The sequence below is a fragment of the Streptomyces sp. NPDC026538 genome (genome assembly GCF_055567535.1).
This window is the reverse complement of the sequence record NZ_JBVHQG010000003.1, coordinates 273585-289327: the sequence shown is the minus strand read 5'-3', so window position 1 is coordinate 289327 and position 15743 is coordinate 273585. Positions and strand designations below refer to the sequence as shown.

At 70.1% G+C, this 15743-nt stretch carries 10 protein-coding genes and 1 tRNA gene; 4 read left to right on the top strand and 7 right to left on the bottom strand.

Features of this window, described 5'->3' with window-relative positions:
- The first annotated feature begins 19 nt into the window (after positions 1-19).
- On the top strand, positions 20-808 hold the full coding sequence (locus ACZ4N4_RS14425; RefSeq protein ID WP_467588180.1) for a GntR family transcriptional regulator: 789 nt from the start codon (positions 20-22) through the stop codon (positions 806-808).
- The gene (locus ACZ4N4_RS14420; RefSeq protein WP_467588177.1) at positions 805-1581 is read left to right on the top strand and encodes a glycosyltransferase family 2 protein; all 777 of its coding nucleotides are present in this window, start codon (positions 805-807) and stop codon (positions 1579-1581) included. Before ACZ4N4_RS14425 ends, ACZ4N4_RS14420 begins: the two co-directional genes overlap by 4 nt.
- 98 nt (positions 1582-1679) lie before the next feature.
- On the opposite strand, the gene ACZ4N4_RS14415 is transcribed toward ACZ4N4_RS14420, so the two are convergent.
- From ACZ4N4_RS14415 to ACZ4N4_RS14405, 3 genes are read right to left on the bottom strand one after another with little or no spacing between them, the layout of a single operon-like run.
- Complete coding sequence (locus tag ACZ4N4_RS14415) at positions 1680-2741, bottom strand: FkbM family methyltransferase (protein ID WP_467588174.1); 1062 nt, start codon at positions 2739-2741, stop codon at positions 1680-1682.
- A 3-nt stretch (positions 2742-2744) separates the two neighbouring features.
- Positions 2745-2948 (bottom strand): ferredoxin, encoded by a 204-nt coding sequence (locus ACZ4N4_RS14410; RefSeq protein ID WP_467588171.1) that lies wholly within the window; start codon positions 2946-2948, stop codon positions 2745-2747.
- 39 nt (positions 2949-2987) lie between these two features.
- A complete protein-coding gene (locus tag ACZ4N4_RS14405) occupies positions 2988-4199 on the bottom strand; it encodes an amidohydrolase family protein (protein ID WP_467588168.1) in 1212 nt (403 codons plus the stop codon).
- A gap of 183 nt (positions 4200-4382) precedes the next feature.
- On the opposite strand from ACZ4N4_RS14405, the gene ACZ4N4_RS14400 reads away from it, so the two are divergent.
- Together ACZ4N4_RS14400 and ACZ4N4_RS14395 are read left to right on the top strand one after the other, a co-directional pair.
- A complete protein-coding gene (locus ACZ4N4_RS14400; RefSeq protein WP_467588165.1) occupies positions 4383-4832 on the top strand; it encodes a DoxX family protein in 450 nt (149 codons plus the stop codon).
- A 695-nt stretch (positions 4833-5527) separates the two neighbouring features.
- Positions 5528-9562: an nSTAND1 domain-containing NTPase gene (locus tag ACZ4N4_RS14395; RefSeq protein WP_467589101.1), complete on the top strand. Its 4035-nt coding sequence runs from the start codon at positions 5528-5530 to the stop codon at positions 9560-9562.
- A 242-nt stretch (positions 9563-9804) separates the two neighbouring features.
- On the opposite strand, the gene ACZ4N4_RS14390 is transcribed toward ACZ4N4_RS14395, so the two are convergent.
- From ACZ4N4_RS14390 to gyrB, 4 genes are all read right to left on the bottom strand, one after another.
- Positions 9805-9881 (bottom strand) — tRNA-Ile (locus ACZ4N4_RS14390).
- Between the two features lie 111 nt (positions 9882-9992).
- Complete coding sequence (locus ACZ4N4_RS14385; RefSeq protein WP_453568460.1) at positions 9993-10778, bottom strand: DUF3566 domain-containing protein; 786 nt, start codon at positions 10776-10778, stop codon at positions 9993-9995.
- A gap of 18 nt (positions 10779-10796) precedes the next feature.
- On the bottom strand, positions 10797-13400 hold the full coding sequence (gyrA, locus tag ACZ4N4_RS14380) for a DNA gyrase subunit A (RefSeq protein WP_467588162.1): 2604 nt from the start codon (positions 13398-13400) through the stop codon (positions 10797-10799).
- Between the two features lie 42 nt (positions 13401-13442).
- A complete protein-coding gene (gyrB, locus tag ACZ4N4_RS14375) occupies positions 13443-15506 on the bottom strand; it encodes a DNA topoisomerase (ATP-hydrolyzing) subunit B (protein WP_453568457.1) in 2064 nt (687 codons plus the stop codon).
- Positions 15507-15743: the final 237 nt, after the last annotated feature.

Below are 15743 nucleotides of genomic sequence, written 5' to 3'. Positions count from 1 at the left end.
GGAGTCGTAGGCTGAAGCCGTGCCCAAGGCGTACGAGGAGATCGCCGACGACCTCCGCCGCTCCATCAGGGACGGCGAGCTCAAGCCCGGTGCGCGGCTGCCCTCCGAGGCGGAGCTGGCCCGGCACCACGGCCGGAGCGTGCCCACGATCCAGAACGCGCTGCGGCTGCTGAGCGCGGAGGGTCTGATCGACAAGCGGCACGGCACCGGCACCTTCGTGCGCAGGCCCCGCACCCGTGCGATCCGCGACAACACCCGGCACCAGTGGGAGAAGGACCGCGCCAGGATGCCGGAGGCCATCCGGGCCGCGACCGGCGCCACCGAGCACGAGACCGGGCTGGTCCTCGACGACCTGGTCTTCTTCGCCCGGTACCGCGAGCTGATCGCGCCCAGCGACCTCGCCGACGCGTTCGGGGTGCCCGAGGGCACGGTGCTCCTGGAACGCACCTACCGGACCCGGTACTCGGCCGAATCCGCGCCCTTCAGCCTGGTGAGCTCCTATCTCGTCCGGGACATGATCGCGGCGAACCCCGCGCTCCTCGACGAGACCAGGGAGCCCTGGCCGGGCGGCACCCAGAACCAGCTGCACACCGTCGGCATCGAGGTCGCCCGTGTCCAGGAACGCTTCACCGCCCGGCCGCCGACGCCCGAGGAGGCCCGGGAGCTGGACCTGCCGGCCGGCACCTCGGTGATCCTGCTGCGCAAGACGTCGTACGACATCCGCGACCGCATCGTGGACATCTCCGTCGTCACGCTTCCGGGCGACCGCACGGAACTGCTCTTCACCACACACCTGGAAAGGTGGTGAGCGCCGCCGTGAGCCGGTGCGTCACCGTCGTCACCGCGGTCCACGCGCCGTCGGCCCGTTTCCTGCCGGAGGCGTACAAGTCTCTGTGCGAGCAGCGGCTGCCGGACGGCTGGGAGTGGCAGTGGCTGGTCCAGGAGGACGGCTACGGCGACGAGGTCCGCCCGTACGTCCCGGACGACGCCCGGGTGTCGTTCCGGCAGGGCCGCACCGGCGGTCCCGGTGTCGCCCGTACCCTCGCGCTGGCCCGGGCCGAGGGGTCGTACGTCAAGATCCTCGACGCCGACGACCAGCTCACGCCGGGCACGCTGGACCGCGATCTGGCCGTCCTCGAGGACCACCCGGCGGTCGGCTGGGCCACCTCACGCGTCCTCGATCTGCTGCCCGACGGCTCCACGGCCGGCTTCCCCGGCGACCCGGCGGAGGGGCCGATCGAGCGCGGCGCGGTGCTCGGCTTCTGGACGGCGAACGACTTCCGCGCCCCGGTCCACCCGGCCAGTCTCTTCGTCCGCCGCGAACTGCTGCTCGCCCTGGGCGGCTGGATGGCGCTGCCAGCCTCCGAGGACACCGGACTGCTGCTGGCGCTGAACGCGGTGAGCCGGGGCTGGTTCACGGCGGAGACCGGGCTGCTCTACCGCAAGTGGCCGGGCCAGGTCACCAGCCGGCCGGCCCATACCGACCCGGCCGAACGGCAGGCCAGGATGGCGGTCGTGGCGGCCCGGGCACAGGCGCTGGCGGAGTCCGACTGGCGGTACCCGACGACAGCGGCCGACTAGAGAGCACCCGCACCCGGCCGCCGACGGGAAGGCACACGTGCGCCGGCGCCGGTCGGAAGGCGCCCGCGTGCGGCCGACCGGAGAGCACCTGCGCCCGGCTAAAGCGTCGCCGCGTCGATCCGGGAGAACACCAGGTCGCTCTCCTCGGTCAGCGGTCGGTCCCAGCGGACCGGGGGCATCGGCTTCCCGTACAGCGCCCTGGGGTAGCTGTCGGCCGCGTAGCTGTTGGCGAGCCGGTAGACGTGGTAGCCGGCGTCGGTCATGGTGCGCAGCAGGTCGTCCGCCGAGTCGCCCAGCTGGGCCATGCGGTCGGGGGTGACCTCGACGGTGATCTCGGCGTCCGGGCGCAGTTTCTCCAGCAGCGGCGCCAGCCCCCGCACCACCGCCCCCTCGGCGCCCTCCACGTCGATCTTGATGACCCGCGCGGTCTCGATCTCCTCCGGCCGCAGCAGCTCGGGCAGCGGCACGGCCTCGATGTCGAAGCTCGACTCGGCCGGACCGTCCCACGGAACGATGCTGTTGGCGCCCATGTTGCGGGAGCTGGCGAGCACGAAGGTCAGGGTGCGGTGGGCGTCGGAGACGGCGGCGTTGACCGCCCGGATGTTCCGGCAGCCGTTGAGCGCGCCCTGCTGTTCGAGGCGGCGGTGGAAGGCGGGGGAGGCCTCGACGGCGACCACCCGGCCCTGCTCCCCGACCAGTTGGGAGGCGAGGACGCTGAAGACGCCGATGTTGGCGCCTACGTCGACGAAGCAGTCCCCCGGCGCCAGTCTGCCGCGCAGCCAGTGGGTCATGTGCGGTTCCCACACCCCGAAGAGGTAGAGGTAGCGCTGGATGAGGTCCTGCGTGTCGACCGCGAACCGGGCGCCGGAGCGCGTCTCGACGACCCGTCGGCGCGGGTGGTCCCTCAGGTAGGGGTTGAGCGCGCGGGCGGCGAGGGTCTTGCCCCAGGGCCCCGGGAAGCCGCGGACGTAGCCGCGGCCGAGGGTGGCCAGGAGTTCAGTGAACCCGCCGGGTCCGCCGAGTCCGGTGGCTCGGGTGAGTCCGCCGGGTCCGGAGGCTCCGCTGGGTCCGGAGGGTCCGCTTAGTCCGGAGGCTCCGCTTAGTCCGGAGGCTCCGCTGGGTCCGGAGGGTCCGCTGGGTTCCGTGCCGGGGGTGCTCATCCGCTAGTCAGTGACCCTTTTCCCGTTGATCCGGATCGCCTGGGAGGGGCAGCGTTCGGCGATGTCCCGGATCAGTTCGTCGTCCCCGGACTCCTCCCGTCCGGGCAGGACGAAACCGTACCCGTCCTCGAAGCCGAACACGGCGGGTGCCCGGAAGGCACACTCACCCGACCCATAACAGACCTCGGCGTCGACGGAGACCTTCATGGGAAGTCCCCTGCCCACCGGACGCCCCGCCGAACCGGGTTACGTGAAGGGCAGCTCCAGCATCCGGATCGCGTTCCCGCGCAGCAGCTTGTAGGCCACCTCCGGGGCCAGCCCGCCCACGTGTTCCTGGGCGACCCGCTTGGTCTCCGGCCAGGTCGAGTCGACGTGCGGGTAGTCCGTCTCGAAGGTCGCGTTGTCCACACCGACCGTCTCGATCGCCTCGATGCCGTGCTTGTCGCGGAAGAAGCAGCAGAAGATCTGCCGGTAGTAGTACGTCGACGGGGGCTCCGGGACCAGGTCCTTGACCCCGCCCCAGGCGCGGTGCTCCTCCCAGACGTCGTCGGCGCGTTCCAGGGCGTACGGGATCCAGCCCATCTGGCCCTCGCTGTACGCCAGTTTGAGCCGGGGGAACCGCACCAGAACCCCGGAGAAGAGGAAGTCCATCATCGAGGCCATGGCGTTGTTGAAGCTCAGCGAGGCCTGTACGGCGGGCGGGGCGTCGGGCGAGGCGGCGGGCATCTGGGAACTGCTGCCGATGTGCATGTTGACGACCGTCCCGGTCTCCTCGCAGACCGCGAAGAACGGGTCCCAGTAGCCGGAGTGGATGGACGGCAGGCCCAGATAGGTGGGGATCTCGCTGAAGGTGACCGCGCGGACGCCCCGCTCGGCGTTGCGCCGGATCTCGGCGACGGCCAGCTCGATGTCCCACAGCGGGATCAGGCACAGCGGGATCAGCCGGCCGCCGCTGTCGCCGCACCACTCCTCGACCATCCAGTCGTTGTAGGCGCGGACGCAGGCCAGCGCGACCTCCTTGTCGTCGGCCTCGGCGAAGGTCTGCCCGCAGAAGCGGGGGAAGGTGGGGAAGCAGAGGGAGGCCTCCACATGGTTCATGTCCATGTCGTCGAGGCGGGCCTTGGGGTCCCAGCAGCCGCGCCGCATCTGCTCCCGGGTGATGCCGTCGAGCGTCATCTCGTCCCGGGAGAAGCCGACGGCCGCGATGATCCGCTTGTAGGGGAAGAGCAGGCCCTCGTACTCCCACCAGTCGGTGATCTGGCCCTCGGGGTCGGTGGTGAAGCGGTACTTGCCGCCGACGTAGGCGAGTTCGCCGATGCCGGCGGTGAAGGGCTTGGGGCCCCTGTCGCGGTACTTGCCCGGCAGCCACCTCTCGAAGAGGTGCGCGGGCTCGATCACGTGGTCGTCCACGCTGACGACCCTGGGCAGATCCTGGGTGCCGGTCGCGTTCTCTGCCATGCCTACCCCCTGCTGCCTGCTTGGATGCCCGATTAACTGACGGACCATCAGATTTCGGTTCGGCTTTCAGGCTAGGCCCAGGATCCGGTGCCAGCAAGAGCCGTCGGACCTCTTGCGGCTCGCGCCGCCTTCCGCTGAACTGACGGATCGTCAGACGAGTGAGGGATCCGGGGAGGGTGCGGGATGCGATCAGCCTTGCTGAGCGGTGCCGAGTGGTTCGCGGTGCTCCGCATCGGACTCGGTCTGTGGTGGCTGGAGAGCTGGCGGCACAAGGACAAGAAGCAGTGGTTCGGCGGCGGGGGCATCCGGTGGGCGGCCGGTGTCGCGGAGAAGCACCGCTGGCCGGTGGTCCGGCGGGGCTTCGACGTCGTCGTCGCGCCCCGCCCCCGGCTGATGGCCTACGTGGTGGCGTACGCGGAGCTGGCCCTCGGCCTCGGCCTGGCCTTCGGCTTCCTCACACCGATCGCCCTGGTGGCCGGGTTCCTGCTCAACCTGATCTACCTGACCCTCATGATCCACGACTGGGCGGAGCAGGGACAGAACCTGATGATGGCCCTGGTCTCCGCCGTCGGCCTCTTCGCCATGTGCTGGCAGACCTGGTCCCTGGACTCGGCACTGGGACTGTTCACCTGACCCGACGGTGCGTGAGCGCCCCCATGGGGGCGCGCGGGACTGCGCACCCGGCCCCGACGAAGCCGCAGCCAACCGACCCACACGGCCGGCCGGCGAAGCCCAGTCCCTCGCCGCCCTCGCGGACACCGGGCGGTAGCCGTGGCGGCCGGCGGTACCGCGGCGGGCCAGGACACGGCGCTGAACACGGCGGCCGACGACGCGGAGGAACAGGCGGTCGAGGCGGCACGTACGGCGGGCCGGCTACGGCACTGAGGACGCGCGGAGTCCTCATCTCAGGGGCGCGGCGGCCCAGGGCGACACCGCGCGGAAGAGAGCAGGGCGTCTCACTCCAGGTGTCACGGAACCCCACGAAGAACGGTGCCCCCGTGCCGTTCGGCTCCGGTCCCTCCCCACGTGGGGACCGGTGCCGAACGGCACGAGTGGCCTCGGGCCCCGCAGGGCCCGCTCAGCCGGAGAGAGCAGCTGCCGTCGTCGCGCCACTCCGGCGGGTAATCGCCGGTGGAACCTGACCGAGAACATGCGGTGCCGTGCACTGTCTCTGCGGACGCTGAGCTGGTCGGCCCGTCGGGCGCCGCCCGACCACCGCCTTGCTGCAGCGAAATCCTGCCAGTCGAGGTGCACATCTGAGGAGGCCAGGGCGTCCGGTCCAGGGCTTCGCCGCAGGTCAGCCATATAAAGTGAGTTTTCCGGTCCGGATGTCCAACAGCGGGGGAAGTAAGGGGTGGAGAGCCTTGGGTCCCGACGCAGGGGCACGCACAGCCTTCGCGGAACGTCTCGCGTTGCTGTACAAGGAGGCCGGCAATCCTCCGCTCAAACGCGTCGCCGAGGCGGTCGACCGGCTCCATCGGGTCGACGAGCGGGGCCGGCCCGTGCGCGTCTCCGCCCAGCGGATCAGCGACTGGCGGCGGGCGAAGAACGTACCCGCGCAGTTCGTCGCCCTCTCCGCCGTACTCCAGGTCCTCATCCCCCAGGCCCGGCGCTCCCAGCCGACGCCGGTCTCCTCCGGTCTGTACGACCTGCCCCAGTGGCAGAAGCTGTGGGAGCGGGCCGTGGCCGATCCGGTCGGCGAACTGGCCGTGCCGGAGGCCGCGGAGGAGTCGGACGCAGCACCGCCGGTCGACAGTGTCTGCCCGTACCGGGGCCTGGCCTCCTACCGTCGTGAGGACGCCCGCTGGTTCTTCGGCCGCGAGCGCAGCACCGACGCCCTGGTCGCCCAGCTCCGGTCGGCAAAGGCGGGCGGCGGTCTGGTCATGCTGGTCGGCGCCTCGGGGGCGGGAAAGTCCTCGCTGCTGAACGCCGGCGTGGTCACCGCACTGCAGAACGGTGCACTGGCCGAGGAGGACCGCCCGCACGAGGTCCTGCAGCTCGTGCCGGGAGCGGACCCCGTCAAGGAACTGACCCGCCGCATACCCGAGCTGGCCGCTCTGGCGGACCTGGACGATCCAGGGGCCGTACGGGAAGCGGTCACGGCCTGGGCCCGGCGCGAGGCCGAGGATGTTTCACGTGAAACATGGCCCTCCGGACCCGAACCGGCGCGTCCGGTCGTGATCGTGGACCAGTTCGAGGAGACCTTCACCCTCTGCACCGACGAGGCGGAGCGGCGCACCTTCGTCCAGGTCCTGCACACGGCCAGTACCTCCGCCGACCCCGACGGACCAGCCCCTGCCCTGGTCGTCCTCGGCATCCGCGCCGACTTCTACGAGCAGTGCCTGGGCTACCCCGAGCTGGCCGACGCGCTCCAGCACCGGCACATGGTGCTCGGCCCGCTGACCACCGCCGAGCTGCGCGAGGCCGTGACCGCCCCCGCCAAGGCGGTGGGGCTGGAACTGGAGCCCGGCCTCGCCGAGCTGATCGTCCGTGAGGTGAGCGCCGACGGCCCACGGGGCGCCCATGACGCCGGTGTCCTCCCGCTGCTCTCACACGCCCTGCTCGCCACCTGGCAGCGCCGCAAGGGGGGCCGTCTGACGCTGGCCGGCTACCGGGCGGCCGGCGGTATCCAGGGTGCCGTCGCCGCGACCGCCGAACGTGCCTGGTCCAGCCTGGACCCGGCCGCCCGCACCGCCGCCCGGCTGCTGCTGCTCCGTCTGGTCCGCCTCGGCGAGGACACCCAGGCGACCCGCAGGCGCGGCACCCGGCGCCAGCTGGCCGCCGAGTCCACCGACCCGAACAAGACGGAGGAGTCACTCGAAGCGCTGGTCCGGGCCCGCCTTGTGACGCTGGACGCGGACACCGTGGAGATCACCCACGAAGCGCTGCTGCACGCCTGGCCCCGGCTGCGTGAGTGGCTCGACGAGGACCGCCACGGCAATCTGCTGCGCCAGCGACTGGAGGAGGACGGCCGGTCCTGGGACGAGTCCGGCCACGACTCCGCGCTGCTGTACCGGGGCTCGCGGCTGGAGCAGGCCCACACCTGGGCGAAGTCGGCCGGCGACACCTTCCTGACCCGCAGCGCGGTGGAGTTCCTGGCGGCCTCGGTACGGCTGCGCCGGCGCACGGTGTGGATCAGTAGGGCCGCCGTGTCGGCGCTGGTCGTGCTGGCGGTGCTGGCCGCGGGCGCCGCCGTGATCGCCCGGCAGCAGCGGGACGACGCGATGTTCGAGCAGGTGGTCGCGGAGGCCGACCGGTTCCAGTACTCGGACCCGGCACTCTCCGCCCAGCTGGACCTGGTCGCACACGGTCTGCGCCCGGACGACGAGGGCGCCAACAACCGTCTGGTGTCGATCGTCAACGCACCGCTGGCCACCCCGCTGCTCGGTCACACCGGAGCCGTCTACCTCACCACCTTCAGCCCCGACGGCAAGACGCTGGCCACCGCCGCCTACGACCGCACGGTCCGCCTGTGGGACGTCAGCGACCCGACCCGCCCCAAGGCGCTGGGCAAGCCGCTGTACGGCCACACGAGCTGGGTCTCCAGCGCGGTCTTCAGCCCGGACGGCAAAACCCTGGCCAGCGCCGGCGACGACGGCACCGTACGCCTGTGGAACGTCTCCGACCCGAAGCATCCGGCGCCCCTGGACACGCCGCTCAGCGGTCACGACGGCACGATCTACCTGGTCGCCTTCAGCCCCGACGGCCAAACGCTGGCCACCGCCGACGAGGACCACACCGTCCGCCTCTGGGACATGCACAACCCGCACCACCCCACCTCGATCGGCACCCTGACCGGCCACACCGAAGCCGTACGCTCCCTCGCGTTCAGCCCCGACGGCCGCACACTCGCGACCGGCAGCGACGACAACTCGATCCTCCTGTACGACGTCTCCGACCCCCGGCGACCCGAGCGCGTCGGGGCGCCGCTGACCGGGCACTCCGGGACCGTGCACTCCGTGGCCTTCAGCCCGGACGGCCACACCCTGGCGAGCGGCAGCAAGGACGACACCGTACGGCTGTGGGACGTCACCGACCCGGCGCGCGCCGGGGCCCTCGGCGCGCCGCTGACCGGGCACACCGGGCCCCTCTGGTCGGTGGCCTTCAGCCCCGACGGCTCGATGCTCGCGGCGGGCAGCGCGGACTCCACGGCCAGTGTGTGGAACGTCGGCAACCCGGCCTTCCCCTCCCAGGTGGGCGAGCCGCTCGCGGGCAGCAGCGGGGAGATGTACGCCGTCGGCTGGAGCCCCGACGGGCACACCCTCGCCACCGGCAGCGGTGACGGCAAGGTACGGCTGTGGTCGATCCCCGGGTCGGACATGATCGGCGAGGCGGGGGCGTTCAGCCCGGACGGCCGCGTCCTGGCCACCGGTGGCGGCGACAGCCGGATGCGGCTGTGGAACATCACGGATCCGGCCCGGCCCAGGGCGCTCGGCGAGCCCTTCCGGACCGGGTGGCGGGACCTGCGCTCCATGGTGTTCACCCGCGACGGCCACACCCTCGTCATCATGACCGGCGAGGACAACATCAACTGGGTGCAGCTGTGGAACATCTCCGACCCGGCGCACCCCAGCCAGTACGGTGCGCCCGTCCGACTGAACACCCGGTACGCGGGCGCCGAGGCACTGGCGCTGAGCCCCGATGGGCGCACCGTGGCCGCCGACTACGACGACCGTACGATCCAGCTCCTGGACATCACGGACCCGGCCCGCCCCAAGCAGCTCGGCGAGCCCCTCAAGGGCCACGCCGGCTATGTCAACGCGCTGGTCTTCAGCCCGGACGGCAGGACCCTGGGGAGCGGCAGCGCGGACGGCACGGTCCGCCTCTGGGACGTCTCGGACCGGTCCCGTGCCAAGGCCCTGGGCGGCCCCCTCAGGGGCCATCTGGGCCCCATCAACACCCTCGCCTACAGCCCCGACGGGGCGACCCTGGCCAGCGGCAGCGACGACGACACGGTCCGCCTCTGGAACGTCTCCGATCCGGCCCGCGCGACCCGGCTGGGCGCGGCCCTCACCGGCCACACCGAGGCGGTGGTGTCCCTGACCTTCAGCCGCAACGGCAGGACCCTGGCCAGCGGCGGCAACGACAACACGGTCCGCCTCTGGAACGTCTCGTCCCCGTCCTCCGCCCACCCCATCGGCCAGTCCATGAGCCCCAACGCCAAGACGGGCAACTTCCTCTCCTTCAGCCCGAAGAGCAACATGCTGGGCGTCTCCAGCGGCGCCGACACGGTCCGGCTCTGGAGCCTGGACGTCGACCGGGCGGTCAGCCGCATCTGCTCGGTCACCCGCAACGTACTGACCGCGGCGAAGTGGCAGGAGTACCTCCCCCGCCTCACCTACGACCCGCCCTGCGACGACTGAACCGGCCCGCCACCTGACGACCTTTGAGTGATCCCGATCACAACTGCTCACGACGGCTGAGAAGTTGACTCCCGTCGCGCAGGCCACCTTGTTAGGCTGGCCGCAACCCGGTCGCTGGTGCATCCCCCGTCGCCAGCGACCGGGCCTTTTCACGCCCACCGGCAGCCACCGACCGCCCCGCCCCCGCACACCCCCGCGAACGCCGAAGACCCCCGATCCATCCGGACCGGGGGTCTTCGTGCTGGTGGGGCTAACAGGATTTGAACCTGTGGCCTCATCCTTATCAGGGATGCGCTCTAACCAACTGAGCTATAGCCCCGCCGCGCTCTGCGGTGTGTGTCCCGCGCGCTGACTCCTGAAGATTAGCGCACGACCGGTGCAGTCCCAAAATCGGTTGTCGGGGGACCTTCAGGAGAGGTTTGAACTTCGGTTACTCGTCCTCGGCCAAGGTCAGCTCGATGCCGCCGACGAAGCCCGCGGAGAGGTTGTAGATGAACGCTCCGAGGGTCGCCAGCGCCGTCGCGAGGACCACGTCGATGACCGCGATGATCGCCGTGAACATCAGGACGTGCGGAAGGGACAGGAACGACTGGAGGTCGAAGCCGTTCGACTCGTTCGAACCGGTGGCCTCCGAGATCGTGCCGCCGACCGTGGAGAACACGCCCATCGCGTCCAGGACCATCCACAGCACCGCCGACGCCACGATCGAGCAGATGCCGAGCGCGATGGAGAGCAGGAAGCTGACCTTCATCACCGACCACGGATCGGCCTTGGCGACCCGCAGCCGGGCCTTGCGGGTGCGCGGGGCGGTGCGCGTACCGGCGCCGGTACGCGGCCGTCGTACCGCTCCTGCGGGCGCCTGGGCGGCCGGCGCCGCCGGGTAGGCCTGCGGCGGGTGGTACGGCCCGGCGGGCTGCTCCGGACGCCGCTCCCCGGGCAGCGGGGAGGGGCTCGGCTGCTGCGCGGACGCCGGCTGGGCGCCGCCCGCCGTGGCCTGGCCTCGGGTGTCGGTCACGGTTCCCCCCTGGGTTCCCTGCGCGTCCGGCGTGGACCCCTTTGCGGGCGCCTTGACCGCCTTCAGCTGGGTGGTGTGGGTGTCCATCGGCTGCGCACCACCCTCGGTGGCGCCGCCGGACGCGGCGGAGCCACGGCCGCCGCCGTCCGCATCCGTACCCGTGGAGGTACCGGCCGACCCGGCGCCCGTGGCTCCGCTCACGATGACTCTCTCCTCGTGCTACTCGGCCGAGGGCGCCTCACCCTCGTCCGTACCGCTGGTCTCGACACCCTCGACGGTCTCGGCGGCCTCGTCCACGGCGTCCTCACCGTCGACTTCCTCCGCCTCGCTGCCGGCCTCGGCGTTACGTGCGATGCCGACCACGGCATCGCGCTTGCCCAGGTTGATCAGTTGGACGCCCATGGTGTCACGGCCCGTCTCCCTGACCCCGCTGACTCGCGTACGAATCACACCGCCGGACAGGGTGATGGCGAGGATCTCGTCGTTCTCCTCGACGATCAGCGCGCCGACGAGCGAACCGCGGTCCTCCACGATCTTGGCGGCCTTGATGCCGAGGCCGCCACGGCCCTGGACGCGGTACTCATCGACACGGGTCCGCTTCGCGTACCCCCCGTCGGTGGCAGTGAACACGAACGTACCGGGTCGAACAACATTCATCGACAGAAGTTCATCGCTCTCGCGGAAACTCATGCCCTTGACACCGGAGGTGGCCCGGCCCATGGGGCGCAGAGTGTCGTCGGAGGCGGTGAACCTGATCGACTGTGCCTTCTTGCTGATCAGAAGCAGATCGTCGTCCGCCGAGACCAGTTCGGCTCCGATCAGTTCGTCGTCGGAACCGTCCTCCCGCTCCCGCAGGTTGATCGCGATGACACCGCCGGAACGGGGCGAATCGTAATCCTTCAGAGGCGTCTTCTTGACCAGACCGGCCTTGGTGGCGAGCACCAGGTACGGCGCCGCGTCGTAGTCGCGGATGGCGAGGATCTCGGCGATCGCCTCGTCCGGCTGGAAGGCCAGCAGGTTCGCCACGTGCTGACCGCGCGCGTCACGCCCCGCGTCCGGCAGCTCGTACGCCTTGGCCCGGTACACCCGGCCCTTGTTGGTGAAGAACAGCAGCCAGTGGTGCGTGGTCGAGACGAAGAAGTGGTCGACGATGTCGTCTTCCTTCAGCTTCGTACCGCGTACGCCCTTGCCGCCGCGCTTCTGCGCCCGGTAGTCGACGGTCTTGGTCCGCTTGACGTACCCGCCGCGCGAGACCGTGACGACGATGTCCTCCTCGGCGATCAGGTCCTCGATGGACATGTCACCGTCGTAGGGCACCAGCATGGTCTTGCGGTCGTCGCCGAATTTCTCCACGATCGCGGCCAGCTCGGCGCTGACGATCCCGCGCTGGCGGACCGGCGAGGCCAGGATCGCGTTGTACTCGGTGATCTTCGCCTGGAGCTCGTCGTGCTCCTGGATGATCTTCTGGCGCTCCAGGGCGGCCAGCCGGCGCAGCTGCATCTCCAGGATGGCGTTGGCCTGGATCTCGTCGATCTCCAGGAGCCCCATCAGGCCCGTACGCGCGACGTCGACCGTCTCACTGGCCCGGATCAGCGCGATGACCTCGTCGATCGCGTCCAGCGCCTTCAGCAGACCGCGCAGGATGTGCGCCCGCTCCTCGGCCTTGCGCAGCCGGAAGCGCGTACGGCGGACGATGACCTCGATCTGGTGCGTCACCCAGTGCCGGATGAACGCGTCCAGGGAGAGCGTGCGCGGCACGCCGTCGACCAGCGCCAGCATGTTGGCGCCGAAGTTCGACTGCAGATCGGTGTGCTTGTAGAGGTTGTTCAGGACGACCTTGGCGACCGCGTCCCGCTTCAGCACGATGACCAGACGCTGGCCGGTGCGCGAGGAGGTCTCGTCGCGGACGTCGGCGATGCCCCCGACCTTGCCGTCCTTCACCAGGTCGGCGATCTTCTGCGCGAGGTTGTCGGGGTTGGTCTGGTAGGGCAGCTCCGTGACCACCAGGCACTGGCGGTTCTGGATCTCCTCGACCTCGACGACCGCCCGCATGGTGATCGAGCCGCGGCCCGTGCGGTAGGCCTCCTCGATGCCCTTGCGGCCGACGACCAGCGCGCCGGTCGGGAAGTCGGGGCCCTTGATGCGCTCGATCAGCGCGTCCAGGAGCTCCTCGTGCGAGGCGTCCGGGTTGTCCAGGTACCACTGGGCGCCGGCCGCGACCTCGCGCAGGTTGTGCGGCGGGATGTTGGTCGCCATGCCGACCGCGATGCCGGCGGAGCCGTTGATCAGCAGGTTCGGGAAGCGGGCCGGCAGGACGGTCGGCTCCTGGGAGCGGCCGTCGTAGTTGTCCGTGAAGTCGACGGTCTCCTCGTCGATGTCGCGGACCATCTCCATCGACAGCGGGGCGAGCTTGCACTCGGTGTACCGCATCGCGGCCGCCGGGTCGTTGCCCGGGGAGCCGAAGTTGCCGTTGGAGTCGACGAGCGGCATGCGCATCGACCAGGGCTGGGCGAGGCGGACCAGGGCGTCGTAGATCGAGGAGTCGCCGTGCGGGTGGTAGTTACCCATGACGTCGCCGACGACACGGGCGCACTTGTAGAAGCCGCGCTCGGGGCGGTAGCCGCCGTCGTACATGGCGTACAGCACCCGGCGGTGGACGGGCTTGAGACCGTCACGGACGTCCGGCAGCGCACGGGACACGATGACGGACATCGCGTAGTCCAGGTACGAGCGCTGCATCTCCGTCTCGAGCCCCACGGGCTCGACACGCATCGCGAGTTCGCCGCCCTCTTCGGGGGTGACGGGAGTGTTCTCGTCGGCCATTGCTGGTGAAGATCCTTCCCTGTGCGGTCAGCTGAGACCGACTCAGATGTCGAGGAAGCGGACGTCCTTGGCGTTGCGCTGGATGAACGCGCGGCGGGCCTCGACGTCCTCGCCCATGAGGACCGAGAACAGGTCGTCGGCCTGGGCGGCGTCGTCGAGCGTGACCTGGCCGAGGACGCGGTGCTCCTGGTCCATGGTCGTGATGCGCAGCTCCTCGGCGTTCATCTCGCCGAGACCCTTGAAGCGCTGGATCGAGTCCTCGCGGACCCGCTTGCCACGCTGGCGGCCCATCTCCAGGAGCGCGTCGCGCTCACGGTCGGAGTACGCGTACTCGGTGTCGTCCCGGCCCCACTTGATCTTGTACAGCGGCGGACGCGAGAGGTACACGTGCCCGGCCTCGACCAGCGGCCGCATGAAGCGGAACAGGAAGGTCAGCAGCAGCGTGCTGATGTGCTGGCCGTCGACGTCGGCGTCCGCCATCAGGATGATCTTGTGATAGCGGAGCTTCGAGATGTCGAAGTCCTCGTGCACACCGGTGCCGAACGCGGAGATCAGCGCCTGGATCTCCTGGTTCTGCAGGATCTTGTCGATCCGCGCCTTCTCGACGTTGAGGATCTTGCCCCGGATCGGAAGGATCGCCTGGTACTGCGGGTTACGGCCGGACTTGGCCGAACCGCCGGCGGAGTCACCCTCGACGATGAAGATCTCGCACTTGGTCGGGTCGTTCGACTGGCAGTCGGACAGCTTGCCCGGCAGCGACGCCGACTCGAGGAGACCCTTGCGACGGGTCAGGTCACGGGCCTTACGGGCCGCCACGCGCGCGGTGGCCGCCTGGATGCCCTTGCGGATGATGTCCGCCGCCTCGACCGGGTTGCGGTCCAGCCAGTCGTTCAGGTGCTCGTAGACCGCCTTCTGCACGAAGGTCTTGGCCTCCGTGTTGCCCAGCTTGGTCTTCGTCTGACCCTCGAACTGCGGCTCGCTCAGCTTGACCGAGATGATCGCGGTCAGACCCTCGCGGATGTCGTCACCGGTGAGGTTGTCGTCCTTCTCACGCAGCAGCTTCTTGTCGCGCGCGTACTTGTTGATCAGCGAGGTCAGCGCCGCGCGGAAGCCCTCCTCGTGGGTGCCGCCCTCATGCGTGTGGATGATGTTGGCGAACGAGTACACGCCCTCGCTGTAGCCGCTGTTCCACTGCATGGCGACCTCGAGGGACAGGCTCTTGTCCCTGTCCTCGGCCTCCAGGTCGATCACCGTCGGGTGCACCACGTCGCCCTTGCGGGAGTTGAGGTACTTCACGAAGTCGACGATGCCGCCCTCGTAGTGGTACGTGACGGTCTTGACCTCGGCCTTCTCGTCCGCGCCCGCCTCGTCGGCGCCCGCGACGGCCTTCGCCGACTCGCGCTCGTCGGTGAGCCGGATCGTCAGGCCCTTGTTGAGGAAGGCCATCTCCTGGAAGCGCCGCGACAGCGTCTCGAAGGAGTACTCGGTGGTCTCGAAGATGTCCGGGTCCGCCCAGAACGTGACCGAGGTGCCGGTCTCGCCCGTCTCCTCGTGCTGCGCCAGCGGAGCCGTCGGGACGCCCAGCTTGTAGTCCTGCGTCCAGCGGTGACCGTCGGTCCTGATCTCGACCGACACCTTGGACGACAGGGCGTTCACGACGGAGACACCCACACCGTGCAGACCGCCGGAGACGGCGTAACCGCCGCCGCCGAACTTGCCGCCCGCATGCAGCACGGTCAGCACGACCTCGACGGCCGGCTTGCCCTCGGACGCCACGATGCCGACGGGGATACCGCGGCCGTTGTCCACGACACGCACGCCGCCGTCGGCCAGGATCGTCACGTCGATGGTGTCCGCGTGGCCCGCCAGAGCCTCGTCGACGGAGTTGTCCACGACCTCGTACACAAGGTGGTGCAGACCGCGCTCACCGGTCGAGCCGATGTACATACCGGGTCGCTTGCGGACCGCGTCCAGCCCTTCGAGCACGGTGATGGCACTGGCGTCGTACGAGGCGGTGACCTCACCGTTCGCGCCGGCGTCGGTGGACGGGATGTTCTCGTTGGGGTTGCCGGAATCGGCCACGAAGCGCCCTTTCTGGCACAGCACGAGCCAGGCTCGTCGGCGGGTTGCCGGAGCGGCTGCGGCATGTTGCGTTGGTAAGCCTTGATCAGCGTTGCTCAGCTTTTCCCGGACGGTCCCCACGTTCGGGGCGGGATTGTCTCCCAGTCTACCGGTAGCGCCGACAGTGATGGGGGTTTGCCGGTACCTGAGTCCGCATGTGCCGCCCTGAACCGGCCTCCGCCGACTCCCGATATACGGATGGGGGCTCCAAGAGGCTCACGG

What these genes read in the sequence shown, in the direction of transcription:
- ACZ4N4_RS14415 (WP_467588174.1), bottom strand. Translation starts at nt 2,741, where the DNA reads ATGAGCACCCCCGGCACGGAACCCAGCGGACCCTCCGGACCCAGCGGA.
- ACZ4N4_RS14410 (WP_467588171.1), bottom strand. Translation starts at nt 2,948, where the DNA reads ATGAAGGTCTCCGTCGACGCCGAGGTCTGTTATGGGTCGGGTGAGTGT.
- ACZ4N4_RS14405 (WP_467588168.1), bottom strand. Translation starts at nt 4,199, where the DNA reads ATGGCAGAGAACGCGACCGGCACCCAGGATCTGCCCAGGGTCGTCAGC.
- ACZ4N4_RS14400 (WP_467588165.1), top strand. Translation starts at nt 4,383, where the DNA reads ATGCGATCAGCCTTGCTGAGCGGTGCCGAGTGGTTCGCGGTGCTCCGC.
- ACZ4N4_RS14395 (WP_467589101.1), top strand. Translation starts at nt 5,528, where the DNA reads ATGTCCAACAGCGGGGGAAGTAAGGGGTGGAGAGCCTTGGGTCCCGAC.
- gyrA (WP_467588162.1), bottom strand. Translation starts at nt 13,400, where the DNA reads ATGGCCGACGAGAACACTCCCGTCACCCCCGAAGAGGGCGGCGAACTC.